At 58.2% G+C, this 25,567-nt stretch carries 27 protein-coding genes and 1 tRNA gene; 10 read left to right on the top strand and 18 right to left on the bottom strand.

What is annotated here, in order from left to right; translation table 11 throughout:
• Positions 1-3 precede the first annotated feature (3 nt).
• Positions 4-687: a phosphoglycolate phosphatase gene (gene gph, locus ACR0NA_RS19615; protein WP_480731899.1), complete on the top strand. Its 684-nt coding sequence runs from the start codon at positions 4-6 to the stop codon at positions 685-687.
• Between the two features lie 32 nt (positions 688-719).
• Here gph and ACR0NA_RS19610 read toward each other — a convergent pair whose 3' ends face one another.
• Together ACR0NA_RS19610 and ACR0NA_RS19605 are read right to left on the bottom strand one after the other, a co-directional pair.
• A complete protein-coding gene (locus tag ACR0NA_RS19610) occupies positions 720-1,046 on the bottom strand; it encodes an excalibur calcium-binding domain-containing protein (protein ID WP_480731897.1) in 327 nt (108 codons plus the stop codon).
• A gap of 181 nt (positions 1,047-1,227) precedes the next feature.
• Positions 1,228-1,863 carry an NADPH-dependent FMN reductase gene (locus ACR0NA_RS19605; RefSeq protein ID WP_480731895.1) on the bottom strand — a complete coding sequence of 212 codons (636 nt, stop codon included), beginning with the start codon at positions 1,861-1,863 and terminating at the stop codon, positions 1,228-1,230.
• Between the two features lie 117 nt (positions 1,864-1,980).
• Between ACR0NA_RS19605 and ACR0NA_RS19600 the strand changes: the two genes are divergently transcribed.
• Positions 1,981-2,463 (top strand): HugZ family pyridoxamine 5'-phosphate oxidase, encoded by a 483-nt coding sequence (locus ACR0NA_RS19600; protein ID WP_480731893.1) that lies wholly within the window; start codon positions 1,981-1,983, stop codon positions 2,461-2,463.
• Between the two features lie 113 nt (positions 2,464-2,576).
• Positions 2,577-3,047 (top strand): YbaK/EbsC family protein, encoded by a 471-nt coding sequence (locus ACR0NA_RS19595; protein ID WP_170651219.1) that lies wholly within the window; start codon positions 2,577-2,579, stop codon positions 3,045-3,047.
• Positions 3,048-3,092: 45 nt separating this feature from the next.
• On the opposite strand, the gene ACR0NA_RS19590 is transcribed toward ACR0NA_RS19595, so the two are convergent.
• Both ACR0NA_RS19590 and ACR0NA_RS19585 read right to left on the bottom strand, forming a co-directional pair.
• Complete coding sequence (locus tag ACR0NA_RS19590) at positions 3,093-3,500, bottom strand: universal stress protein (RefSeq protein ID WP_170651220.1); 408 nt, start codon at positions 3,498-3,500, stop codon at positions 3,093-3,095.
• A gap of 72 nt (positions 3,501-3,572) precedes the next feature.
• Positions 3,573-3,893 (bottom strand): antibiotic biosynthesis monooxygenase family protein, encoded by a 321-nt coding sequence (locus tag ACR0NA_RS19585; protein WP_170651221.1) that lies wholly within the window; start codon positions 3,891-3,893, stop codon positions 3,573-3,575.
• Between the two features lie 164 nt (positions 3,894-4,057).
• Here ACR0NA_RS19585 and ACR0NA_RS19580 point away from each other — a divergent pair, with 164 nt between their 5' ends.
• Positions 4,058-4,717 carry a hypothetical protein gene (locus ACR0NA_RS19580; RefSeq protein ID WP_480731890.1) on the top strand — a complete coding sequence of 220 codons (660 nt, stop codon included), beginning with the start codon at positions 4,058-4,060 and terminating at the stop codon, positions 4,715-4,717.
• Between the two features lie 51 nt (positions 4,718-4,768).
• On the opposite strand, the gene ACR0NA_RS19575 is transcribed toward ACR0NA_RS19580, so the two are convergent.
• From ACR0NA_RS19575 to ACR0NA_RS19565, 3 genes are all read right to left on the bottom strand, one after another.
• Entirely contained in the window at positions 4,769-7,054 is a 2,286-nt protein-coding gene (locus ACR0NA_RS19575; protein WP_480731888.1) for a glycosyl hydrolase family 28-related protein, read from the bottom strand.
• Between the two features lie 141 nt (positions 7,055-7,195).
• A complete protein-coding gene (locus ACR0NA_RS19570) occupies positions 7,196-7,597 on the bottom strand; it encodes a DUF4864 domain-containing protein (RefSeq protein ID WP_480731886.1) in 402 nt (133 codons plus the stop codon).
• A gap of 48 nt (positions 7,598-7,645) precedes the next feature.
• Complete coding sequence (locus ACR0NA_RS19565; protein ID WP_480731884.1) at positions 7,646-9,220, bottom strand: lysine--tRNA ligase; 1,575 nt, start codon at positions 9,218-9,220, stop codon at positions 7,646-7,648.
• Between the two features lie 224 nt (positions 9,221-9,444).
• On the opposite strand from ACR0NA_RS19565, the gene ACR0NA_RS19560 reads away from it, so the two are divergent.
• Complete coding sequence (locus ACR0NA_RS19560) at positions 9,445-9,867, top strand: tellurite resistance TerB family protein (protein WP_170651226.1); 423 nt, start codon at positions 9,445-9,447, stop codon at positions 9,865-9,867.
• Between the two features lie 138 nt (positions 9,868-10,005).
• Here ACR0NA_RS19560 and ACR0NA_RS19555 read toward each other — a convergent pair.
• From ACR0NA_RS19555 to ACR0NA_RS19545, 3 genes are all read right to left on the bottom strand, one after another.
• Positions 10,006-10,082: transfer RNA gene (locus ACR0NA_RS19555), tRNA-Arg, on the bottom strand.
• Positions 10,083-10,103: 21 nt separating this feature from the next.
• A complete protein-coding gene (locus ACR0NA_RS19550; RefSeq protein WP_480731881.1) occupies positions 10,104-10,580 on the bottom strand; it encodes a GNAT family N-acetyltransferase in 477 nt (158 codons plus the stop codon).
• On the bottom strand, positions 10,581-10,892 hold the full coding sequence (locus tag ACR0NA_RS19545) for an ETC complex I subunit (RefSeq protein ID WP_480731879.1): 312 nt from the start codon (positions 10,890-10,892) through the stop codon (positions 10,581-10,583).
• 331 nt (positions 10,893-11,223) lie between these two features.
• Between ACR0NA_RS19545 and uvrB the strand changes: the two genes are divergently transcribed.
• Entirely contained in the window at positions 11,224-13,410 is a 2,187-nt protein-coding gene (gene uvrB, locus ACR0NA_RS19540; protein ID WP_480731877.1) for an excinuclease ABC subunit UvrB, read from the top strand.
• Between the two features lie 3 nt (positions 13,411-13,413).
• Here the strand turns inward: uvrB and ACR0NA_RS19535 are convergent, their stop codons facing one another.
• Positions 13,414-13,962 carry an NYN domain-containing protein gene (locus ACR0NA_RS19535; protein ID WP_480731875.1) on the bottom strand — a complete coding sequence of 183 codons (549 nt, stop codon included), beginning with the start codon at positions 13,960-13,962 and terminating at the stop codon, positions 13,414-13,416.
• A 514-nt stretch (positions 13,963-14,476) separates the two neighbouring features.
• On the opposite strand from ACR0NA_RS19535, the gene ACR0NA_RS19530 reads away from it, so the two are divergent.
• Complete coding sequence (locus ACR0NA_RS19530; RefSeq protein WP_480731873.1) at positions 14,477-15,184, top strand: ORF6N domain-containing protein; 708 nt, start codon at positions 14,477-14,479, stop codon at positions 15,182-15,184.
• Here the strand turns inward: ACR0NA_RS19530 and ACR0NA_RS19525 are convergent.
• From ACR0NA_RS19525 to ACR0NA_RS19495, 7 genes are all read right to left on the bottom strand, one after another.
• Positions 15,181-15,534, bottom strand: coding sequence for an MmcQ/YjbR family DNA-binding protein (locus ACR0NA_RS19525; protein WP_480448410.1), 354 nt, complete (start codon positions 15,532-15,534; stop codon positions 15,181-15,183). The genes ACR0NA_RS19530 and ACR0NA_RS19525 overlap by 4 nt on opposite strands.
• A 59-nt stretch (positions 15,535-15,593) precedes the next feature.
• On the bottom strand, positions 15,594-16,187 hold the full coding sequence (locus ACR0NA_RS19520; RefSeq protein WP_480731871.1) for a hypothetical protein: 594 nt from the start codon (positions 16,185-16,187) through the stop codon (positions 15,594-15,596).
• A gap of 281 nt (positions 16,188-16,468) precedes the next feature.
• A complete protein-coding gene (locus tag ACR0NA_RS19515; protein ID WP_480731869.1) occupies positions 16,469-16,687 on the bottom strand; it encodes a hypothetical protein in 219 nt (72 codons plus the stop codon).
• Between the two features lie 169 nt (positions 16,688-16,856).
• Positions 16,857-18,833 (bottom strand): oxidoreductase, encoded by a 1,977-nt coding sequence (locus ACR0NA_RS19510; protein ID WP_480731867.1) that lies wholly within the window; start codon positions 18,831-18,833, stop codon positions 16,857-16,859.
• Between the two features lie 9 nt (positions 18,834-18,842).
• Entirely contained in the window at positions 18,843-20,285 is a 1,443-nt protein-coding gene (locus ACR0NA_RS19505; RefSeq protein WP_480731865.1) for a carnitine 3-dehydrogenase, read from the bottom strand.
• Positions 20,282-22,360: an acetate--CoA ligase family protein gene (locus ACR0NA_RS19500; RefSeq protein ID WP_480731863.1), complete on the bottom strand. Its 2,079-nt coding sequence runs from the start codon at positions 22,358-22,360 to the stop codon at positions 20,282-20,284. The genes ACR0NA_RS19505 and ACR0NA_RS19500 overlap by 4 nt, the downstream gene beginning before the upstream one ends.
• Before the next feature lie 4 nt (positions 22,361-22,364).
• The gene (locus ACR0NA_RS19495; protein WP_480731861.1) at positions 22,365-23,180 is read right to left on the bottom strand and encodes an enoyl-CoA hydratase-related protein; all 816 of its coding nucleotides are present in this window, start codon (positions 23,178-23,180) and stop codon (positions 22,365-22,367) included.
• A gap of 130 nt (positions 23,181-23,310) precedes the next feature.
• Between ACR0NA_RS19495 and ACR0NA_RS19490 the strand changes: the two genes are divergently transcribed.
• The 3 genes from ACR0NA_RS19490 (at position 23,311) to infA (ending at position 25,563) form a co-directional block, all read left to right on the top strand.
• Positions 23,311-24,252 (top strand): LysR substrate-binding domain-containing protein, encoded by a 942-nt coding sequence (locus tag ACR0NA_RS19490; protein ID WP_480731859.1) that lies wholly within the window; start codon positions 23,311-23,313, stop codon positions 24,250-24,252.
• A 126-nt stretch (positions 24,253-24,378) separates the two neighbouring features.
• A complete protein-coding gene (locus ACR0NA_RS19485) occupies positions 24,379-25,254 on the top strand; it encodes a carbon-nitrogen hydrolase family protein (RefSeq protein WP_480731857.1) in 876 nt (291 codons plus the stop codon).
• Between the two features lie 90 nt (positions 25,255-25,344).
• Positions 25,345-25,563, top strand: a complete 219-nt coding sequence (infA, locus tag ACR0NA_RS19480; RefSeq protein WP_005978431.1) for a translation initiation factor IF-1 — start codon at positions 25,345-25,347, stop codon at positions 25,561-25,563.
• Positions 25,564-25,567 lie beyond the last annotated feature (4 nt).

Raw genomic sequence — 25,567 nt, 5'->3', positions numbered from 1 at the left:
CAGATGACTGCCAGAATTGTTTTTGACCTTGATGGCACTTTGGTGGATAGCCTTCCCGACATTGCCGGGGCCGTAAACAGCATGCTTGCTGAGGTGAACCGCGATGCATTGTCCCTGAGCACAGTTTGCTCATTCGTCGGGAACGGTCTGCCGAATCTTGTCGGAAAGGTCATCAATCATTGCGACATGGACATGGGGCAACACGCCGAGCTGACGCGTCTGACACTGCATCACTACAACAAGCGGTCCAGCGATCTGACGGTTCCATATCCCGGCGTGCGCGAGTCTCTGGTCACGCTGCAGGGCGCGGGATTTTCACTGGGGCTCTGCACAAACAAACCCGAAGCCCCTGCCCGCCACGTATTGGACGCGCTGGAACTGGCGCAATTCTTCGACGTCGTGATTGGCGGCGATACCTTCGAAAGGCGCAAACCCGATCCCGCACCGTTGCACGCCGCGTTCGACCACCTCGGGGACGGGCCGCGCCTTTTCGTTGGCGACAGCGAGGTAGACGCCGAAACCGCACAACGGGCCAAAGTGCCGTTTCTGCTGTTCACGGAAGGTTACCGGAAAAACCCGGTCGAGCACCTTGCCCATACGGCTTCATATAGCGACAGTGCCGACTTGCCCGAACTGGTTGCGCAGGTTCTGGGCGAGATGCCGAACACTTTTCAAAACGGAACGTAACCGGCTGCTTTCAGCCCCGGAATCCGCTGCTTTCAGGGTCGGATGAATTTTGCGCTGCCGACCTTTCGCTGGCTTGGGGCATTACTGCTGTCCGCAACCGGGGCCTGTTGCGCCGCTGGGGCCGGTTGCGCCACCGCCGGGGCAGATCCGCAAGCCACGCCATCCCCGTCCAGATCGTTTCTGGGGTGATATCCCGGCTCGCCCATGCGTACGGGCCCAAGCCCAACGGCCCGCGCCGCGTCGCACCCCGCGAGCGCCACAAGATGCGCCACCGCTTCGGTCGGTTCGTAAGACGTCGTGCGCATGTAAACACCCAATGCAATGACAACGGTGGTTATTGGCAAGACCAGCACCATCATCAGGATGCGAACCGGTGACAACGCATGTTTGCGCAGTGCCTCCGCCCGTTCACGCCGCCTGGCGGATCGGGGGTTGGGACTATTCTCCGGTTCCGGTTTTCTTCGGCGCATCATGGGAACGTAGATGATTATCCTATGTGGCAATGAAAGGGCCGCGACATGACAAAAAACCGACCGGGTTTCAGGGTGCGTTGCGCTGCGAGGGGTCCCGCGTGAAGGCTTCGGGATAAGATGCCACCTCGCGCTGACGGGATGCCGCCCCGGCCCACCAGACCAACTGATCGAATGTCCGCGCCATATACCCGTGCCATCGTGTCGCATCCACCGGTTCAGCAAACCCGCCATCGGTCGCAAAAACTTCGTGCGCCTTTGGTACATGGATCATTGCAGAAACCGGCAGGCATCCCAACTCGCTCAGGAATGTACGCATGTTGACCGCCGCGCGCACACCGCCCCATTGCCCGGCCGAATAGGTGACAATCGCGCTTGGTTTGTAGGAATACAGCGAGCTGCCGAAATGATTCAGAAGATCCGCAAGCGCCGGGGACATGGAATGGTTGTATTCCGGGCTGACCATAACGTACCCGTCCGCGTCGGAAATCTTGTCCGCCAGCGTGTTCAGCCCATCCGACGCGCGCCCACTGGCATAGGAAAAATGAGGTTTGAACGGACGCGGCAGATCAATCTGCAACGGGTCAACAAGCTCGACCTCATGCCCTGCGGCGGTCAGCTGTATCTGACAGGCGTGCGCGACCCGTTCACCCAGACGGGCGGGGGCGCGGAGGGGTGCTTTCTCGGACAGAACCGAGGAATACAAGAAATTTCAGGGGCACATCCAACTCCATATCGACAGGCAATTTCAGCCTCGCCGCGGGCAGCCTAGGTGTTTATCACTTGCTTTGCCATTCGCGGATTACAAAAAGCCGGAGTCACCATGCCCAGGAACGATCCAGTTCAGCCCGCCGACGATGCGGCCCGTACACTTGCGCGCGAGTTGATCTCTTCCGCAACGCACGCTGCCATCGCCGTATCGCAGCCGCAGTCATCGCTGCCATCGGTTTCCCGGATTGCCCTCGCGACCGACGACCGGAACCAACCGGTGTCACTGATCTCATCTCTGGCCGAACACACCCGCGCCCTGCAGGCCAACCCAAACTGTGCCCTGCTGATCGGGGAACCCGGTGAAAAAGGCGACCCGCTGACACACCCGCGCCTGACCCTGCATTGCAAGGCCGAGCTGATCGGCCACGGGACCGAAGACCACAGGATTTTGCGCACCCGGTACCTATCGCTGCGGCCAAAGGCAAAGCTGTATGTTGATTTTACCGACTTCTGCTTTGTCCGCTTCAACGTTTCCGACGGGCTTCTCAATGGCGGCTTCGGCAAGGCATTCCGGCTGACACCACAGGATTTCTGACGGCGGGCTTGCCCGACTCGGGCAAGGGGCGCACACTGGCATCTCTAGTTCACAAACGGCGCCCGGGTCGCGCCGACTGCTCAGACGGGCGCCATGGAGTTACGGAGGACACCATGACCATAGCTGCGCGCCTCAAACATCATCTCGACGCTCAGGGGCTGCCCTTTGACATGATCCGGCACCCTTATGCCGCCACAGCCGCCGAATGCGCCGAGGCGGCACATGTCCCGGGTGACCATCTGGCAAAATCCGTCCTGATTCACATGGAAGAAGGGCCGATGCTGGCAGTAGTGCCGTCAAACCACAAGCTTGACCTCACAACGCTGCAATCGATCCTTTCGCGCCGCATTGGCCTGGCGCCCGAGGCCGAAGTGGAAGACGTCTTTGACGATTGCGATCTGGGCGCGGCACCACCGGTCGGGGCCGCCTATGACGTGCCAACCATCATCGATGATAGTCTGACCGGTCTGGACAAGGTCTGGTTCGAGGCCGGTGACCACAAAACACTGGTTGAAATGAAGGGCGGAGATTTCGACCGCCTGATGAAGGACGCCGATCACGGGTCATTCTGCTGTGTGAACTGATCCGGCGGCTGGCCGACTGGCCAGCCTTCGATCTCAGGCTTTTGGCTATCGAACCACGTGCACGGCACACTGCGCGTGTCGGACAACGTGCGTCGTGGTCGAACCAAGCAACAAATCCTGCATTCCGGGCCGGTGGGATGCCATGATGATCAAGTCTGGTTTGTTTGCCTCCGCCCAGTCGAGGATCGTTCGGCCCGAATGCCCTTCGATGACCAGTCCCACCGCGTTCGGCAGATTGGCTGCAAGGCGGTCCAGTTCGACCTGTATCGCCTTGCGCGCCTCTGTCAGATACTCCGCAGGCATATATGAGATGGCATAGTCGGGGATATGTTCGACAACATGCAGCAAAGTGATTGCCGCCCCGGGTGTTGCCAACATCTCGGCCAGTTTGAGCGGCCCGGAAGTATCTCTTTCGGCATCGAAGGAAATCGGAACAAGAATATTGTGATACATGGCTTGCGCCTCCGCTTCAGTCAGGGTCAGACTGCTCCGGCATAGTTGAAAACGCCTTGATTCAGGTCAGTCTCAGCCAAAGGTTTCCGCTACGTCGTACATCACCGGTTCGAAACTTTTGCACAGTTCGTTGATCTTGCGGTTGCGATCACGCATTTCGGGCGTGCGCAGCATCGCCAGAAAATCCTCACGCCGCTGCCATTGCGAATAATTGGCTATCCGGGTCTGTGCATCGTTCACATGCAGGCCTGCGGAAATGAAACCGGGTTGCTTTGAAATGAAGCTCTCGAAGGCGTCTGTCAGCGCCTCAAGCAAATCCTGACAGGTCCCCGGTGTCATTTCGAAGGTGGTGATCACAGTCTGAATGCTGGCGTCTTTCGAGATTTTTGGCATCTGGCTACTCCTCCTGCTTCCTCCAGCCTAACACAGATTTTTCCGTTTTCTCAATTTCCCTTGGCAATCCAGCGACTTCCGGAACGAAATGTTTCGCAGAAGTTACCAACTGACTAACCAAGCGTTAACCAAGGTTGCGGATGCTGCGCCCGGAAGGGAAGTTCATGGTCCGCTTGCTTGCAATCCTACTACTTATGGTCCCGGCACCTGTCGAAGCCGGTGCGTGGCTGCGCGACAAGGGCAAAGGGTTTTGGGCGCTGTCGGCAACCGGGTTCAAAACAGATGCAGGAGAGTACAAATACAAATCCTCCGCCTATTTTGAATACGGCGCGCTGACCTGGCTTACGGTCGGGCTGGATGCCGAGGAACATCAGGATTTGTACGGCCACGCTCTTATTTTTGCCCGGTTTCCGGTTAAGGATTTTGGCGATGCGGGCAGACTGGCAGCCGAGTTTGGCGTTGGTGCCTATCACAAACGGGACAAGGCCTGGGCGCTTTACAAAACCACGTTGTCCTACGGCAAAGGCTTTCAGAGCGGTTGGGGCAATGGCTGGGCCGCGGTTGACGCCGCGCTGGAATACCGCTCACACGATAATACGGCGCGCAAACTGGATTTCACGGTTGGCGTAACGTCCGAGCGCTGGCTGGATCCCCTTCTGCAAATCGAAACGACCCATGTTTCCGACAAACCGTTTTACTGGAGCGTCAGGCCGTCGGTGATGATCCGCCCGAAATCCTCTGAAACCATCTGGGTGCTGGGGCTGGAGCGTAACTCGGCCCGCAGGGGAACCGGCCTGAAGTTCGCTCTTTGGCGCGCGTTTTAAACCCCGCGCTGGAACAGGCCGCCGTTACCGGCGACCTGAAATAAAAAGGCGTCAGACATCGATCCGCATCGTGACGGAGACCTTTCCCTTCACGGCGTCAGACCAGTTCAAACGCACCTGATCACCACTGCTGCCCTGCTGCAGGTCCACATATTGTGTCGCATACCGGACCGCGTTGTTCCCGTTACGAAGTGGACCATGGGCTACAACGCTGTCGCACCCTCTGGCGCGGGCGCCGAACGGCAAATTTCCCTCCGAACCAACGGTCCAACTCAACGCAGCAGTGTTCTGGCTGTGGATCACGCGCAGCGGGTTGGCGCTTTTGTGCGTCACGTTGTGATAGGTGTTGCCTTCGAACTGCACATGCGTGGTTCGGTTCAAATCCAACCCTGCATACGTGGTATCGATCCGTTCGGCCCGGGTTATTTTCCCATTTATCGATCGGAACTTGTTTCCGGTGACCGAAAAACCATTAAGGAAATGACCGGTCCCGTAAGGACGGACCACAATATAGCTGAACCACGGCGCCACATCGCCGGACAGAAAGATATTGTCGGTGATGCTCATGGCGCTGAACGAAAATCCGGTGGTAAAGTCCGGAAACTGATCACGCTCGTTTGTCCATTCGATATGGCAGTTATCCACATAATTCTCGGCGATGGTCGAACTGCTGTAGGTACCGATCATGACCAGACCGGCCGTTCGTACGCCATTTGCCACGGAATCGCCCTGAAAGAAGTGATTGCCCAGAACCATGTTGTTGGCCCCGCCCAGCACTGCAAAATGGCGGAACCGGGTGGCCCGGTTGTGACGCAGCTTGATATCGTTGGCATTGGCGTTCAGGGCAATGGTGGTGCGGTCCGGCACCGGCTTGGCGTCCTCCGACGACAAAAACTGGCACCCGTCGATCAGCATACCCTGACACCCACTTCCGATCGAAGTGATCCCACGGTTCTTTGGCCGGCTGATAAAGCAATCCTTCAGCGAAAAGGTTGAGCCAGAGGGGGCCAGACGGATGGCGCTGCAACGGCCATTGCACTGAAACTCTACACCCTCCATGCCGAATTTCTGAAGCGAACTGAAACCCTTGAAATCCAGCAGATATTTCTGGTTACGAAATTCATAGCTCTGCGTGCCGCCCCCACCAAACAGCCGCCCGCTCAGCGTAATCTCACCTGCGCCTTCGTTCTTGGAGCGGACATAAATTTCGCGCCCGACACCGCTGCCGCGCAGCAATGAGCCAACCGGGATATTCGCGATATTGGCCACATTTTTCAGCTTGTAGGGATCGCTCGGTTGATAGGTTGCGACCGAAGAATAGAAAACCGTATTCCAACTGTTGCTGTCCTGGGCATCCAGTTGGCCGTTGCGGATCACCCGACGGGTGGCATAGCTGGTTTTGTTCGGAACCGCCGCCTGCATATCGATCGGTTCGCTGACCGCGATCTTGAGCCCGCCCATATCAAGCGATTCGTGATCCGAATTGTTCAGCAATGCCTGAAAGGCCTTGCGAAAGGCCAGTGACTCGTCGCCGAATGCCGCGACATAAGTGGGAAGATCGAAACTTTTGGTCAAAAGAAAAATCTTGTCCGCAGGCATCGTAACCGTGCCTTCAAACTCGATTTCCGAATTGATGCTTGTCGTTTCGCCCAGAAAGTATGTCCCCTTCGAGACAAAGACACGGCGACCGTTGGCGGCCTGATCCGCTGCCTCGAAAGCAGCCGAATCGTCGGCCACGCCATCACCGACCGCGCCAAAGTCGCGCACATCGACAACACCGAGCATATCGCGCAAAAACACTTTGGTGACATCCGTGATCTGGATGTCATCCACCCGCACAACCGAGCCATTCGGCCCTTCGAGGTTCAGACCGAAATGTCCGTAAAGGGCCTGAGTACCCCACGACATATCAACGCCAGGCCGATACCCCGTGCCGACAATCGCGGTCACCTCGGTCACCTCACCGTAGTTCGTAAGCTGAATCGCCGGGCCTTTTTCGATCAGACCGGCGACATGAGCATCACCCGCACCGCCGGCCCAACCTGCAATCCGTACAACCGGCAATGGCCCGCTGACCGCCTTCACACGCGCAGTCACCCGCAGGTAACACCCCGGCAGCAAAGGTGTCTGCCCCATGTAACGCAGCTGCTGGGTTGCACTGACCTTGATCAGCTCCAGACAACCGCCGAAATGAGAATCGGAAGGGGCAAAAATTCCGATACCTGATCCCTGATAACTGGGCGAACCGGCGGTCCCGTCGCCGCTTGACCATACATCCAGCCCGTTCACAAACGCAGGTGGCATGAAAACGATGCCATCGGTGATTGCCTTGTTCATAAAAAAATCCCTTTCGCAGTTGCGCGGCACCCGCATGCCGACGCACGTCGTTGGCCGGGTCCGGGCCATTCCCGAACGCGGGCTTTTGGGTATCTGAAAGGGATTAACCGGTGCTCATATCATCGTGACGGTGGTGTTGCGTCAGGCCGCCGGGTCCGAAACGCCAAGGATCTGCACTGCATTGATCCTCCAGCCGTTTTCCAGTTCGATCATCTGGTAATCCAAAAGATGAACCTGCCCTGCCCCGTCGATGACCATGACTTTCTGCCAAAGCGCGCCTGCGATTTCGCGCAATTCCAGAAATCGCACATCGGACGGTCGCCAGACCATGGGGTAGCCATTCCTGACCATCGCGCCAAAGTTTTCGGGCGTGCGAAAGAACTGCTGAATATTCGGGCTTGCAAAGGTAAAGGCCGTCGCGAAATCATCCGCCTCGAACGCCCTGATCTGCGCCTTGATGTTCGCCTCGATCTCGGCGTTTTGAGCCCATGCAGGCGCGACCACTGCAAACCACAGAGCAACTGCAAACATGAAACGACGCATGGGGCCACCTCCTGTCGTTCAGGTAGCCCCATGTGAATTCAGGTCAAATCAGACCAGCTCTCCGGCCAGCGCTTTGTCGATCAGAGCAACGGTTTCCGGCACGCCATAAAGCGCGATGAAGCCACCAAATCGCGGGCCCTGGCTTGCGCCCAGCAGAACTTCATAAAGCGCCGTGAACCAACCCCGCATCGGGTCAAACCGTTCACGACCGATTGAATAGACCACGGATTGTAGTGCCTCATCCTCGATCGGCCCATCATAGGCCAGCAATGCGGCTTTCAAAGCTTCCAGCGCCTCGCGTTCCTGATCGGTTGGGGCACGGTGCTGGCGCGTCGGTTTTACAAAGTCGTTGAAGTACCGCACGGCAAAGCCAGCCGCCTGATCCAGATCAGGATGCGTCTCAGCGGTTGCCTCGGGTGCATAACGACGGACAAAACCCCACAGCGTCTCTTTGTCCTCGGCACCCGATACGGACGCAAGGTTCAACAGCATCGCAAACGGCACCATCAGGGTGGATTCAGGTACCTGACCACCATGTATATGCCAAACCGGATTATTCAGCTGCGCCTTCAGCTCCTGCCCCGGATAGGCGCGCAACTGCTGGTGATATTCGTCAACCGCCTTCGGGATCACGTCGAAATACAACCGCTTGGCCGTCTTGGGCTTCTGGTACATGAAATAGGACAGGCTTTCCGGCGCCGCATAGGTCAGCCATTCCTCCATCGAAAGGCCATTGCCTTTGGACTTGGAGATCTTCTGTCCAAGCTCGTCGTTGAACAACTCATAGCTCAGGCTTTCAGGCGGCTGTTTGCCCAGCGCCCGGCAGATTTTCGATGACTGCGTGACCGAGTCGATCAGGTCCTTGCCCGACATCTCATAATCCACGCCCAGCGCAGCCCAACGCATGGCCCAGTCCGGCTTCCACTGCATTTTGACATTACCGCCAGTGACCGGAATCTCGACCTTCTCGCCGTCCGGCTCTTCATAGACGATGGTGCCCTTGGCCACGTTCCGCTCCAGCGTCGGCACCTGCAAAACATGCCCGGTTTTCGGGCTGACCGGCAAGAAGCACGAATAGGTCTCGCGCCGCTCAGGCCCAAGGGTCGGCAGCATGATTTCCTGAACCTTGTCGAACCGCTCAAGCGCCGTCAGCAACATGTCGTCAAAGCGGCCCGAGGTATAGTAATCGGTGGCCGACGCGAATTCGTATTCAAAACCGAAGCTGTCCAGAAAATCACACAGCATCGCATTGTTGTGCTGTGCGAACCCCTCATGCGTGCCGAACGGATCGCGCACCTTGGTCAGGGGCAGATGCAGATCCTCTTTCAGTTCTTCCTGCATCGGAACATTGGTCGGCACCTTGCGGAAACCGTCCATATCGTCCGAGAAACACAACAGCCTGGTCGGAATGTCACTGATCTGTTCAAAGGCATGACGCACCATCGAGGTCCGGGCCACTTCGCCGAACGTACCGATATGCGGCAACCCCGATGGGCCATACCCGGTCTGGAACAGCACATATCCCTTCTCGGGCGGAGATTTCTGATAGCGTTTGAGCACCCGGCGCGCCTCTTCAAAAGGCCAGGCCTTGGACGCAAGAGCGGTTTCACGCAGTTCAGACATTGATTTCGATCTCCATCGGGGAACAGCGCCGATCACCCCATGCGACCGGCCCGAACCCTCCTATTGTGCTATCGCAGCATGAGTCAATCGCCAGACCCGGCAAACAGCGCAAATCCCGGCACAGCGGCCCTGTTTATGTAATTTTCGCATTTATGCGGCATAAGAGTTGAACACCCTCATGGCGGCCCGTATCTTGCGCTGAATATATTCAGCAGGACAAAATCATGACCGAGCAAGCGCCCCACCCGATGACCCCGCAGGATTGCCTTGTCGCGATCATGGTTGCGATTTCAGCATCCGATGAAAATATTCGCACGGCGGAACTGGTGAAAATCCAGACTGCGGTGAATATGCTGCCGGTATTTGCCGAATACGACATCGACCGGATGAAGCGTGTTTCGCAGATTGTATTCGATCTGTTCGAACAGGAAGAAGGCCTGGATGCCATGTTCGGTCTGATCCGGGACAACCTGCCGGAACGGCTGAACGAAACGGCTTATGCGCTTGCATGCGACGTTGCAGCAGCCGACGGCAAACTTGCCGAAACAGAACTGCGCCTGCTGGAAGAGATTCGGTATGAGCTGAACATCGACCGGCTGCACGCCGCCGCCATCGAACGTGGTGCGCGGGCACGCCACGCGACTTGACGGGTTTTGACGGGCAATCCCAACTCAAACCACTGCTCAGATTTCAACTGAAAGGCCGCACGATCCTGCGGACCAACCGCAGAAATTCTGCGCCCGTCTCAGGATGTGCCCACTTTGGGCCTGTACATTTCATACTAGTGGCGATCCCGGAAGGACTCGAACCCTCAACCTGCTGATTAGAAGTCAGCTGCTCTATCCAGTTGAGCTACGGGACCACTTTGCCTTTCTTGCTGCTTTTAGCGGCGGGGTTCAAGAGGCAAGCGCATAAAGGCGCTGTTGGGATCATCCTCATACCCGTGGATGGGCCCGCAATAGGAATATCCCAACGCTTCATAGAGTTTGCGCGCGGCATCATATTCCGTCAGATGCGCGGCCCCCGTTTCCAAAACCAGCGCGGTCACCCCTTCGGACTGCGCGATCCCGGCAAGGCGATTCATCATCACCTTGGCCAATCCGCGCCCGCGCGCTTCAGACAGGATATGGACAGATTTCACTTCTGCTGTCCCGTCGGGCAAAGATTTCAGCGCCCCACATCCCAATGGCTGCCCATCATCATATAGCGCCCAAAACCGAATTCCCGGCCCACGCAGGGCCTCGGCATCCATTGTGTGATTGCTTTCCGCCGGTCCCGCCGTCTGACTGTGGGCAAAATGCGCCTGTACGACCGGGCGCATCACCTCGGACGTTGGGTCTTCCTCGCGAATTTCGATCATTCAGTGGGTCCAGGGGCTACGCCGGTCAGTGGCGAAATTCTCGCCATATCCCCGGGCGCGCAGATTCGGCTTGCGTTTATGCGGCTCACTCACCTGCACGTCGATGCCATGGTCTGCTGCGTAATCCAGCGCCTCTTCCTTGGTGTCGAACTTCAGCCGCACCTGCGTCTGCGTATCGTTCGACGACGTCCAACCCATAAGCGGATCAACTTCGCGCGCTGAGGCGGGGGCGTATTCCAGAACCCACTTCCGGGTCTTGGCCATGCCCGAGGTCATTGCATTCCTTGCAGGCTGGTAAATCCGTGCGCGCATGTGGCTCTCCGTACTCGCTTGGCTGGGCTTGTTTATGCGTCAGAGCTTGGGCGGGGACAAGATCGCAATTGTCGCGGTTGAATGTGCTTTCTGATGTCAGAAACTGTCATCAGGGTCTTCTATCACTCACTAAGATACCAAGAAGAGGTCAGGGAGATGATGGGCCCAACCCAGGTTGAACACGCAAAAGCTATGACCCGGAAAGGGCAATCAGAACGGAACTCGAAGATACAACCCGCATTAAGTGATGTTCAGCATATGCGACACAGGATCAGGTCTTGCAGTTGGACAAAATAAGAACAAATGTAAGGGCCTGACCCGGAGCCTGCCCATGCCCTACGCCCATTCCGACAAGACCCAGCTGACGGCTGATGATGTCCGCGCCCGCCTGAAACTCGAGGGCGGCAAGCAGTTCGTCATGCACACCGAATTTGCCCCCGCTGGTGATCAGCCGACCGCGATCAAGGAACTGTCCGGCGGCGTGCAGGATGGCGAGCGTGATCAGGTCCTGTTGGGCGCGACCGGTACGGGCAAGACCTTCACCATGGCCAAGGTAATCGAGGAAACCCAGCGCCCGGCGATCATCCTTGCACCCAACAAGACGCTGGCCGCGCAGCTTTATGGTGAGTTCAAGGGCTTCTTTCCGGAAAACTCGGTCGAGTATTTCGTGTCCTACTACGATTACTACCAGCCCGAGGCCTATGTGCCGCGTAGCGACACCTACATAGAAAAAGAATCGCAGATCAACGAACAGATCGACCGGATGCGCCACTCGGCCACCCGAGCGCTGTTGGAACGGGATGACGTGATCATCGTGGCCTCGGTGTCCTGCATTTACGGTATTGGCTCGGTCGAAACCTACGGCGCGATGACACAGGACCTGAAGGTCGGCAACGAATACGATCAGCGGCAGGTGATGGCCGATCTGGTGGCCCAGCAATATCGCCGCAACGATCAGGCGTTTCAACGCGGGTCTTTCCGAGTGCGGGGCGATTCACTGGAAATCTGGCCCGCCCACCTTGAGGACCGCGCGTGGAAGCTGTCTTTCTTTGGCGAAGAACTGGAACAGATCACCGAATTCGATCCGCTGACAGGCGAGCGTGCCGCCACGATGGAGCATGTGCGGGTCTATGCAAACTCGCACTACGTGACGCCAAAACCCACGATGCAGCAGGCGATCATCGGCATCAAAAAGGAGTTGCGCATCCGGCTGGACCAACTGGTCGGCGAAGGCAAACTTCTGGAAGCGCAGCGACTGGAACAGCGCACCAACTTCGATCTGGAAATGCTTGAGGCGACCGGCGTCTGCAACGGGATCGAGAACTATTCGCGCTATCTCACGGGCCGCGCGCCGGGTGAACCACCCCCGACCCTGTTCGAATTCATCCCCGACAATGCCATCGTCTTTGCCGACGAATCCCATGTCAGCGTCCCGCAGATCGGCGGCATGTACCGAGGCGACTATCGGCGCAAGTTCACGCTGGCCGAACACGGGTTCCGCCTGCCGTCGTGCATGGACAATCGACCGCTGAAGTTCGAGGAATGGGACGCCATGCGCCCGCAATCCGTCTTTGTCTCGGCCACCCCGGCGAAGTGGGAGATCGAACAGACCGGCGGCGTCTTTACAGAACAGGTGATCCGCCCCACTGGCCTGCTGGACCCCGAGGTCGAAATCCGCCCGGTATCCATGCAGGTGGACGACCTGCTGGACGAGGTTCGCAAGGTCGCCGCCGATGGCTACCGCACGCTGGTCACGACGCTCACCAAACGCATGGCCGAGGACCTGACCGAGTACCTACACGAACAGGGCATCAAAGTCCGCTACATGCACTCGGACATCGACACGCTGGAACGCATTGAAATCCTGCGCGACCTTCGCTTGGGCGCTTTTGACGTGCTGGTCGGCATCAACCTGCTGCGCGAAGGGCTCGATATCCCCGAATGCGGGCTCGTCGCTATTCTTGACGCGGATAAAGAGGGCTTCCTGCGCTCGGAAACCTCGCTGATCCAGACCATCGGCCGCGCTGCACGGAATGCCGACGGGCGGGTGATCATGTATGCCGACAAGATCACCGGCAGCATGGAGCGCGCCCTGAACGAAACCAACCGCCGCCGCTCCAGGCAGCTTGCATATAACGAAGAACACGGCATCACCCCCGAGACGGTGAAAAAGAATGTCGAAGACGTTCTGGCCGGTCTCTACGAGGGCGACGTCGACATGAACCGCGTCACCGCCACCATCGACAAACCGATGCACGGCGCGAATTTGGAAGCCCATTTGGACGGTCTGCGCGACCAGATGCGCAAGGCCGCCGAGAACCTGGAATTCGAAGAGGCCGCCAATATCCGGGATGAGATCAAACGTCTGGAAGCGGTCGATCTGGCCGTCGCCGACGACCCCATGGCGCGCCAATGGGCGGTCGAGAAAGCCTCGGAAGACGCGGTGAAATCGCGCGGACGGTCAACGGCTGGCAGGCCGGGGCAAAGGGGTGGGAATGTGAAGCGGCGGAAGCGGTAGTGCTTACTTCAAATGAACCCGCTTGTTCTTGATCCTGCCCCGCAAAAATACGTCTTGCTGAGCCACCTGAGGAAAACGCTCCTGCCAGTCTCTAAAGCGATCATTTGTTACAATGCGCGCCTTCAATCTTTCAGCGTCGCTGATTAACAATGGGTCTGCAGGTGTTCCTTTTGGCGCAACTGATATTCGACGCGTTGGATATCGAAGTGCCTTTGAAAGCTGGGCGGGGTTCATGTAGCGACCGGCAACCAGATAACCAACATTTGCATCAAACCACAGTTTCGGCTCAAACCCTGCCAAGACCAACTGCTCAATAACCAGTCTGACCGAATGCAAAGCCGGTTCATCATTCTCCCAATAAAGCACGTTTGACCCATCAACTACGACCCAGTTGATCGACTTCCGAAACCTTGATCTCAGCAGCAGAATGACTGCCAGAACGATTCCGCTTGCTCCCAGCAGTAACGGCAGGGTCAAAATCGGGCCGAATGTCATTGCTGACCAAAGCGTTACACCAGCGGACGTTAGAAACAAAAGCAGCAGCTTAAACATGCTAGGGTTGATAACGAGTTTAATGGACTCTGCAATATGCTGATTTCAATTGCCCGTTGAAGAAAACCCCGGACGGGCCGCCTATACTGTAAGAATGGCTCCACACTGCTCGAAACATTTCAACCGCAACACCTATCCGGAAAATCAAACGAATTCATCTGGGTGCCTGGCTCTGGCGCGCGATTGCTTGCTTGGGGCTGACTGTTGCTGGCGTTAGCTGGCTTTCGTTGGCTTTTGCTTGCTGTTGCTGGCGCGAGGCTGGCTTTTGCGTGCTGTGGCTTACGATGGCTTGCTGCAGCTGGGTTCCTGTGAGTTCAGTATGGATTGGATATAAGAACCCCCAAACCCATGTCAACAAAAAATCCAATAAAAACATATACTTGACTTATTTAGTCGGACATTTTCACCCAATGTATTTCCCCAAATTCCCATCCCGCACCTGTAGTTCAAGGTTGCAGCCCAGCGCGCCCTGCTTCACGTTTGAGATCACAGTCTGTGATTCCAAATGGTTACGATGACGAACCCGAAAAACCTGCCCAGCCCGCATGAGGTCCAAAGCGCCATTCACAGGGTGCGCGGCACCCGCGTGGTGCTGGCCGAGGATCTGGCGCAGTTCTATGGAAAATCCGTCAGTGCCTTCAATCAGGCCGTGTCGCGCAACACGGACCTCTTCGAAGGATACCGCTTTCAACTCACCGACGCCGAGGTCGCCGATTTGATATCACAGAATGTGATTTCAAAACCAAAGGGCCGCGGCGGGCGGCGGGTCAATCCGTGGGTCTATACGGATTACGGCGTGGCCATCGCCTCGGCCCTGTTCAAGGACCCGCGCGCCATCAAGATCACCCGGATGATCACCGAGGCCTTTGTCGATGGCGCAAACGCTCTGGCGGAAACCCCACGCAGCCTGCCCGAGATTCTGCCCCCCGAGGGCACCCCTGCCCCGCTGCTGCCCAATGGCGAGCAACTGCGCGATCTGGCCGAAAACATCCTCGATTCCGGGCAGCAGAGCCTAGTTGATTATATCGCCAATCCCACCACCAAGCGCCAGCAAGCGGTGGCGATGATCATGAAGACCCTCGCCGAAACTGCAGGCGAAGAGGTCCGGACCCAGCAGGAGCGCCTGCGCCTGCGCATCGCCGAACGTCTGGCCACCGGCGATTACGCGGATGATGATGATCGCAAACAACTGCTGGAATTGCTGCAGGCGATGAAGGGTTAAACTCCCAGCTCCGCCCGCATCTTTTTGGTCAGTTTGGCCACGACCAGATCATAGGAGGTCACGATATGCTCACGCAGTGAAGTATCGCTCATACCCCGCTCGTCATAGACCTGCAGCCACTTCATCCCCCGCGACGCCAGATAGGGGGCCGGGCGTATGCCGGGTTCGTCCCCCAGCACTTCAAAGGCCAGATCGGTCGCCTTGAAAGTGAATGCATCGCGCCCCTCGTTCCACCCGCAGATCGCAAATACCTTGCCGCCCACCTTCCACACATCCGCATTACCCCATTGCACCACGTGGCTGGTGGCTTTGAGGCTGGAGCAGAAGGCGTTGAACTCATCACGGGTCATTGCGCCACTCCCGGTTGTTGCGCCCGCCGAACATCAAATTTTCACCGTTCATGAACGCCTCAGCAAGGCAGGCGGTCGACGATCGGCTTAAATTTTCTGGATGCAAGGAAAACCTCGGGCAGTTCAGACAGAACGGCGTCGATCGGATCATAAACATTTGACGCCGCCGCCAGAATCTCTTCGGACACCTGCTTGGGCTCTCGCCCCACGCGATCAGGCAGCTCAAACTCCAACCCGATAAAATCCGAGATATCTTTTTGCCGTCGCCAGATTGCGTCATAGTGCACGCACAACACCGGCACTTCTTCGAATGTTGCCCACTCCCTTACCTGCTCGGCCTGGCGCAAAACGTCGTATTTGAACAGGTCTTCGAACGGGCCTTTTGCGTTCATATGGTAAAGGTGTTCTTCAACCCAATCCGCCCCGAAGCGTTCCAATGTCGAATACACCGAAAGCGCCGAATCCCTGGTCGGACCAAAACAAAACACGACTTTGACATCGCGACGTCCACGCAGCGCATCGGGGAAATCGTGCGTTTTGACGACCGTCCCGTAAGCAAGTGACGCTTGATCAAGGCGGGGTTCAAATATGGTCCCGGCCTTTTTTTTCCACCACGTATCCTGAACGCGCGCCTCACGCAGCGCTTCATACATCAGCGTACTGCCGGATCGGCCGTTGCTGGCCACGACGAGGCAAGGTCTCGGTTTGAACAGAATGCTGGGCCTGAGTTTTATCACCTGGCAAATTTCTCGTGTCTACGCCCACCGGAGGCGGCGCTCGCACCGAAGGGGCCTCGTGGAATTGTGATGATCTTGGTAACCTTTGCCAGTGGGGGGTTCAACCCCGTCGCAGAATCCCCCGAAACCGCAAGCGCGACAGCTGCGCACAGTCTCCGCACAGGGTTCCGGCAAATTTAAGTGAGGACCGCTAGCGTTCAGGATGGAACGTGAGGATTGGTAGCGGGTTGCGCACTGGCCAGCATCTTGAGCTTGCAAATGGCAAAGGCCAGAACACCAGCCACAAGAACCACTCCGAACGAGACACTCAAGTAGGTTGCGACGCCCTGCCAGACAGATGCGCCCAGAAAGACCATGCGCCCAATAGCGGAAAGAATTCCGATGATACTGCCAAGAAAGATTACTATCAGCGCCATTCCCATGCACTCTCATAAGTGGTTCGATCATGGAAGCAGTAAAATTGGGCGGAGATGTGGCGCGCATTGGGCAAAGCCGCGTTGCGCTGAATTTTGCTTATCAGCTTCCGCGAAACCGGCAGGAAAACTCTCAACACCGTGAAATCAGGGGCGGATAAGCCTGACGCCTTCAGGCATTTGCCTCGCTACTCAGCTTTGTCGCAGCAAGCAGCCCCTCAAGGACCGCTTCTTCGCAGCTACGGGCCATCTGACAATCACCGACTGATAAAACGGAACCTGAATATTCCGACAGTGTTTCCTCAAGCTCGACATTTGGGCGATGCCCCATTGCAAGAACCAGAGTGTCCACATCTTCCAGAACGATCGCAGATCCACTCGCGGTGTGCTGAAAAAAGGCGCTGTCCGCATCGCGACCGAACACCCTTGCATAAGGTATGATTTCGACGCCAAGCGCGTGCAGACGTGCAACTGTTGCGTCACGCACGTAGGATTGCAGCCCCTCGCCCGCGTGCAGCCCGTTGACGGCAAGCCTGACGTGACACCCGGCCTGGGCCAGCATCTCGGCCACGCCCAGACCGATCCAGTCCCCTTTCCAATCCGCGACTACAACACGGCTGCCGGGGTTGACCTCGTTGGTCAGAACCTGCCAGGCGGTACAGGTTTGGCCCTCACCATCATCATGAAAGTTCTCCGGCCAATACGGTTCCGCACCGGTGGCCAGGATCACGGCATCCGGCGCTTCGGCCCGAACAAACTCTGCATCCACGCGGATACCCGTTCTGACCCGCGCGCCCGAGTTTCCAAGCTCTCGTTCCAGATTGGTGATGATACCACCGAATTCTGCCCGGTGCGGTATCAGCTGCGCCAGCCGAACCTGCCCGCCCAGATGCCGCTCGGCCTCGTACAGTGTTACATCGTGACCGCGCAGGGCCGCCGCTGCCGCCGCCTTCATTCCGCCCGGGCCACCGCCGATGACCATCACCTTTTTTGGGCTGGGCGCGGCACTGACGGTGGAGTATTCCAGTTCCCTCCCGCTTTCGGGATGCTGGATGCAGGATATCGCATGCCCCTTGTGAAAGTGTCCAATGCACGCCTGATTGCAGCCGATGCAGGCGCGGATCTCGTCAGAATGGCCTGACTGCGCCTTGGATGGCATCTGAGGATCGCAGATCATCGCGCGCGTCATGCCACACATGTCCGCCGCACCGGACGACAGGATGCCCTCGGCTTCCTGCGGCTGGTTGATGCGCCCGGTCACGATCACCGGCAAATCGACCGCGGCCTTCACCCGGGCCGAAAACGGCGCAACATAACCGGGTTCGTAGAACATCGGCGGTACGATATGCACCGCTCCACCCAATGTTGCCGACGTTCCATCGACAACCGATACATAGTCGATCTGATCCGCAGCTGCCCGGATCGTGCCTAGGGAAATCTCGGCGTCGGATCCATCTTCGTACTGCTCGTCGCCAGAGATACGCAGACCGACGACAAAATCCGCGCTGGTTGCAGCGCGCGCACTTGCAATGGCTTCGGTCAGGAACCGGCGGCGGTTTTCTTCGGTTCCGCCCCAACGGTCCGTACGCCGGTTCACGTTGGGGTTCAGGAATTGCGCAGGCAGGTATCCGTGGCTTGCGACGATTTCGACACCATCAGCCCCGGCCCGCTCCATCCGGGCGGCGGCTGCGCCGTAACCCGCGATCACCTCTTCGACCATCTCGCTGGTCATGGCGCGCGGGATCACATGGAACCGTTCGCTGGGGGATACCGATGGCGCCCAGGCGACCGGGGCTGTACCGTCCAGACTTTCGGTCATTTCCCGCCCGGGATGAAACAACTGCACAAACAGCTTTGCACCTTCGGCATGCACCGCGTTGGCCAGACGGGCGAACCCCTCGATACAGTCATCGTCCGTACCCATCAGGACATGGCTGGTATAGCGGGCACTTTCGTGAACCCCGACAACCTGCGTCACGATCAGCCCGACACCACCTGCCGCGCGGGCGCGGTGATATGCAATCAGCCTGTCATTGACCTTGCCATCGGTGGGCATGGTCGTGTCATGGCCGGTCGATACGATCCGGTTGCGAATGCGGGTCGCGCTGATGTTCAGCGGTGTGAACAGATGCGGAAAGGGCTGGCTCATGCTGGCGTACTATTCTTTCAGGTTTCGGATCGAACGTCCCGCGCCATTCGGGCGGGGCAAATGGGCGTGTTCCTTCTCCAACTTCTTCAACGCTTCGGCAACATGCGGAAGCGGTTCGCAAACCTGCCGGCTGCGCAGATCGACATGAAGGATCATCATCTCCACGGTGGCCGACAGCACTCCATCGGGGCCCAGAATGCGGTGAAACAGGTGCGTTTTCCTGCCGCTGCCATGCAGCACCTGCGTCTGCACCGTGATCATGTCGCCCTCGTGCAGCTCGGCCAGATACCGAATGTGGGTTTCCCCGGTGAAATGGCTGTTGCCGTTTGCGATATATTCGGCGGTCACACCACAGCTTTCCGTCAACGCGTCCGCCGCGTTTGAAGCCACCTCGATATAATGCGCCTCGTTCATATGGCCGTTGGCATCGGTCCAGCTTGGCGGGATCACACGTTGCGCGGTTACCGGCAGATCGGCGCTCTGGGGAATTGGCAGATGGGTTTCCTGTATGCGGATCGTCCGGCCCGCGCCGCAGTTTCGGTGCTTCAACGCCCGGATAAGAGCCACCAGATTGGCATCGCGGGCCTTTTCCATTTCCCGAATGCTAAGATGCCCGGATTGCGCATCGGACTGGTCCGCCACGCGCGCCACAAGCGCCTCGTCAAGGTCGGGGACATCCATCAAATGGGTCAACGGCTCTTTCAGTGAGGGTCCGAACTGCGCCAAAAAATGGCGCATCCCTGCCTCTCCTCCGGCAAGACGATAGGTGTCGAACTGCCCCATCTGCGCCCATCTCAGGCCAAAACCATAAAGGATCGCTTCGTCGATCTGCCCGGTGGTGGCAACTCCGTCTTTCACCATCCACAGCGTTTCGCGCCAGACAGCTTCCTGCAGGCGATTGCCAATAAAGCCATCCACCTCACGGCCCATCACCAGCGGATGCATCCCTATCGAACGCAAGGTGTCGGCCGCACGGGTTTTCAGTATGTCCGGAGTGATATCCGACCCGACGATTTCCACCAGTGGCATCAGGTAGACCGGGTTGAACGGATGCGCGACGATCAGGCGTTCTGGCCGCTTCAGCAGGTCCTGCAAGCGACTGGGCCGATAGCCTGACGTCGAAGAGGCCAGCACCGTTTCCGGACCAAGATGAGGTTCGATTTCGGCATAAAGCGACTGCTTGATTTCCAGCCGTTCGGGCGCGCTTTCCTGCACCCAGTCCGCGTTTGCAACTGCCTCGGCCAGAGTAGGCGCGAAGGTAAGTTTGCCCTCGGGCGGCAAGGGGCGGTCATACAGCGCAGGCAAGCTGGCACGGGCGTTGTCCAGCACTTCGGCAAGTTTGCGTGGTGCATCCGGCGAGGGGTCGAAAACAGAAACGTCGTGACCGTTCAGCAGAAACCGGGCAGCCCAGCCACCACCGATGACGCCGACACCAACAATCGCGACCTTCATTCCGCCGCCTCTTGCGCGGTGCGCTGCGCGGGAACAATCAGGGCATCCACTGCCATCGCCCCTGTCGGTGTCACCATCACGGGGTTCACGTCGATTTCAGATATCTGGCTGGCAAGGGCCGCACAGGCGACGGAAAAGGCACTCAGAGCTCTGGCCGCGCCTGCCATATCGCTGGGTGCTTCGCCCCTGACCCCGTCGATCAGTCGCGAGATACGCAGTTTGCGGATCATCGCCTCGGCCTTGTCTGCGCCAAACGGGGCCCGCGCAAACTGGCGCTCGTCGAACAGCTCGACCAGTGTGCCTCCGGGCGCGACCATGACCAGCGGTCCAAAATCCGGATCCATCACGCAGCCAAAGGCAAGCTCCACGCCTTTTTCAGCCTGCCTCTGCACAACCACGCGCGGGCCCAGACGGGTTGAGAGGCGGGCATAGGCCGCATCCAGATCAGTAGCATTCCAAAGGTTCAGGACCACACCACCCAGATCGCTTTTGTGGTCAATTCCCGCTTCGGCAGTCTTCAGCACTACCGGATACCCCAGTTCCGCCCCCGCTTCGGCAACGGCACCTGCATCCTGACAAATCCTGCTGGTGGCACCGGGCACGCCGAAACGCGCCAGCACCTCAAGGCTTGCGGCCTCATCAAGATGGTCGGGCAGATCGCAATCACTCTCTGGTACCTCCGGCACCTCGGCCAATGCCCCACGCCGTGCATCCGCCCAGTTCTGAAACGCCCGAACGGCCTGCATCGCGTTTTCCGCCCCGTTCAGACAGGGAACGCCCAGCTCCGCCAGTTCGTCTCCGATCCCGCGGTTATGGGTCTGACCGAAACTTGCATAGAAAAAGACCGGTTTTTCGGTGCGATCAACCAGCCGTTTGGCATGGGTCAGCAAATCAGGTTCATAAACATAGTCATCGCGCAGGTCGGCCTCAAAGCCCAGCATCGACACTTCGGGCGCGGTGGCCAGAATATCCAGTCCTCGGTCAAAGACCTTGGGAAACTCATCAGTCAGGTCCGCAGCGCAATCAAGCGGGTTTGAGGGCTCCAGTTCCGGCGGCAGGGCATCGCGCAGCCGGGCGCGCGTCGTGTCGCTGAGCCGGGCCAAAGGTGTGCCGGTTTCCTCGGCCAGATCAACCTGCATTTCCCGCAGACCCCCGCTATCCGTCACCAGCCCTGCCCCGCCCGGTCCGGGGATGCGCCCTGTCGAACACAAAAGCGCGGTGTTCATCAAGGCATCCACCGACGAGACCGAGATCGCATCGCATTCCTCGAACACCGCCTCGTAGGCCGTGTGGCTGCCCGCCAGTGCCCCGGTATGCGAACGGGCCAGCCGCGCGCTTTCCTCGGTCCGGCCAACCTTGCAGATCACCACCGGCTTGCCCGCATCACGCGCGCGTTTCAGGCTTTGGACCAAACCTTCGGGGTTGCGTGCACTTTCCATGAAAACTGCGATGGCCTTTGTCGTATCCCGGCCTGCGGCATAATCGATGTATTCGTCTACAGTCGCGCCGATCTCCTGCCCGGGTGAGGCGACAAGATCAAAACGAAACCGGGGGTCGTTCATTCCCAGCACGGTGAATACACTGCCGGAATGGGCAATCAGTGAAATTCCTCCGGGTTTCATGTGATCCGCAGGATAGAAACTGCCCGTCAGCCCTGTCCGGATGTTGAGAACCCCCATGCCAGCCCCGCCGCAAATCGGCAGACCGGCCTCTGCGGCAATATCCCTGAGCCGGGCCAGAATCGAGGTGCCATCCGGCGTTTCTCCGTGGCACGCATCGAACAAAACCGCTGATTTCACGCCAAGGTCGATGGCGTCCACCAACGCAGCCTCAAGGTTCGGACCGCCAATGCCAAGAACGGCCAAATCCGGTACGTGATCCAGATCACGGATCGAGGTCACAGCCCTGCGCCCCTGAATTTCACCCCCGCGCGGATTGATAAAGTCGATCCGCCCGGAAAAGCCACCGGACAAGGTGGCCTTTGCCAGCCGCTCACCAAATGAACCGGGCCGGGCAGACGCGCCCACCACGGCCATCGATCGGGCCTCGAATAATGGGGATAACCGATGCGTCATGTTCTCAGCCCTTGAAACTCGGATCACGCTTTTCGGCAAAGGCGACAGAACCTTCAGTGAAATCGTCCGACTGGATCATCCGTTCGTATAGCGGCATGTCGCTGCGCCCGACCCAGGCGCGGCGGACGGCAGCATGGCTTTCCTCGACTGAGCGGTGCCCATACCTGCGCATGTATTCCTTGAGCGCCCCGGCCACCAATGGTGCGCCCTGCGCAATTGTTTCAGCGACCCCGCGCGCATGTGGCAGCAACTGATCCACTGGCACCACATCCCGCACAAGACCCCAGTGCTTGGCCTCGTCCGCATACATCTTGCGCCCCGTCAGGATCAGATCCATCGCGACATTCCATGGAATGCGGTGATGCAGCTTCTGGATCGCACCACCATCGGGCAGGAAACCGCGCTGCATCTCGGGCAGCCAGAAATAGGCATCCTCTGCACAGATGATCACATCGCCACCCAGCGCCAGCTCGAACCCGCCGCCAATTGCGCCACCGGCCAGGGCCACGACCACGGGTTTGTAAAGATCGAAAAACTCCGGCAACCCACCCAGCCCGCCGGGGCCAAGGTCAAAGCCGTTTTCGTCGTCAGCACTTTCACCGGCTGCAAACGCCTTAAGATCCCAGCCCGCCGAAAAAATGTTCTTGTCATTGCCGAGGCTGGACAGCAGCCCGACGCGCAGATCCTCGTTATCATTCAGTCGCTTGAACGCAGCGTACATCTGCGTGCTGAGATCAAGGTTGATCGCGTTCACCGGCGGCCGATTCATCGCAACCTCCAGAACGTGCTTATGTTCAGTTACCTGAATCAGCCCGGTCATGACTTCCTCCTGCAATCATGATGAGACGGCAGAATCCGACCTGCCATCCGCCTAATTTCCTTGATTTCTGTAGAGAACCAGCATGATTGATAGGGGGAAAGAGATCATTATATCATGAAGGGAATTCATGATGCAGTATTGGAAGACCATCCCACCGCTGAAGGCGCTGCTGGCGGTCGAGGCCACGGCGCGCCTGCGCAGTTTCACACGCGCCGGGGAAGAACTGAACACAAGCCAATCGGCCGTAAGCCATGCGGTTACGGTGGCCGAGAGTTTCGTTGAAACGAAACTGTTCGACCGCTCTGCCCGTCCGATCAGCCTGACCCGCGAGGGGCGCGAATATGTCGCCTCTCTCACCGGCTGTCTGGCGCAACTCTCTGCCGAGACGGAATCGCTGCGCAGCCGTCAAACCGGCAATATCCTGACGATTTCCTGCAATCTTGCCTACGGAAACTACTGGCTTTTGCCGCGGCTTAAAAACTTCCACGAAACGCATCCGGACATACAGGTCAACATGGTGACGGCCTATCACGGGATGGCGACTCTTGATCCGGGCATTGATGTGGCGATCAGATTCGGCATGGGCGACTGGCCGGGTTTACAGGCGCATCTGTTGTTCAGGGAACAGATTCTGCCCGTGGCCTCGCCCGGATACCGGGACCGGTCAGAGACGGTTTCCAGCCCTGCGGATCTGATCGGCCATACGTTGCTGCATGCCCATTCCAATGACAAATCATGGTACGACTGGCCGCAATGGTTCGAACATTTCGGCACCAAACCAAAGGGGTCGCTATTAGGACCGACCTTCGACAACCACCTGCTGATGATGCAGGCCGCGCTCAGCGGGCGCGGTGTCGCGCTGGGTTGGATCGGAACAGCCACCGATTTCCTCAGAGAAGGCCAGCTGGTTCCGTTGCTCGATACGCCCATTGCGCTACAGCAAGGATTGTTTGCAGTAGTCCGGGACCAGCAGAACGCAAATGTTGCGGCTTTTCTGAATTGGATATGCCAACACACAAACGAACAGTTCAAAACCCTGTCAGCTCAGTTTTGGTCCGATCAGGTCAGTTAGGTCAACGCGCAGGTGGTCCGCTGTCCGGCCTCATCACCTGCCGGGCCACAGCACACTGATCGGGTCTGTACAGCAGGCGTTGTCCCCGCATAATGTCGCCCGGAATGCGCATTCGGAGACGCCCCCATGAAAGTTGCCACCGCCGCCTACCCGCTCGACTGGCTCGACAGCTGGGCGCAGTACGAAGACAAGCTGAACGCCTGGGTGTCTGAAGCCGCCGGGAATGGCGCTGACCTTCTGGTGTTCCCCGAATACGGTGCGATGGAACTGTCGACGCTGGACGGTGCAGACGTTGCCGGGGATCTGGAGCGGTCGATTCACGCCGTTTCCGACCGGATGGAAGATGTACAAAACGTACATAAGCGCCTCGCAGCCGAGTACAAATTGCACATTTTGGGTGCATCAGCGCCCGTCAACACAGGTCAGGGCCGTCCGGTGAACCGGGCCGACCTCTACACCCCTAATGGTGGCCACGACCATCAGGACAAACAGATCATGACCCGGTTCGAGCGTGAGGACTGGGACATCGCCCCCGGCGGTCCGCTCAAGCTGTTCGATACCGATCTGGGCAAGATCGGTATCCTGATCTGTTATGACAGCGAGTTTCCCCTGCTGGGCCGCGCATTAAGCGAAGCGGATCTGATCCTTGTGCCCTCGTGCACCGAGGCTCTGTCGGGATATTGGCGTGTTCGCATTGGCGCCATGTCGAGAGCGCTGGAAAATCAATGTGTTACCGTCATGTCATCGCTCGTGGGCAGCAACGACTGGTCCGAAGCGGTGGATATGAACACGGGCGTGGGCGGGGTTTTCGGGCCTCCTGACACCGGGTTTCCTGAAACCGGTGTTCTGGCCGAGGGCACACTGAACCAGCCCGGCTGGACCTATGCCGATATCGATCTGAAGGCAATTGCTCATGTCCGTGCGGATGGCAGGGTATTGAACCGCACCCACTGGGCCGAGCAGGATCCCCGCGCCCAATCCGTCACAATGTGTTGCCTTTAGGCAATTCCACCCTTGAAATAAGGCCAAAATAGGCTCATTTAAGCGCACATACTGCAGATTCTGCAGGTGCAACGTAATGATGGAGACAACATGGCCAAGGAAGATACGCTCGAATTTCCCGGTGTCGTGAAGGAACTCCTGCCTAATGCGACGTTTCGGGTCGAGCTGGAAAACGGCCATGAGATCATCGCACACACGGCAGGCAAGATGCGCAAGAACCGCATCCGTGTTCTGGCCGGCGACAAGGTTCAGGTCGAGATGACCCCTTATGATCTGACCAAGGGTCGGATCAACTACCGCTTCAAGTAACGCC

The sequence above is a fragment of the Ruegeria sp. C11 genome (assembly GCF_056537725.1).
The sequence above is the reverse complement of the archived record's forward strand: the minus strand, read 5'-3'. Positions and strand labels throughout refer to the sequence as shown.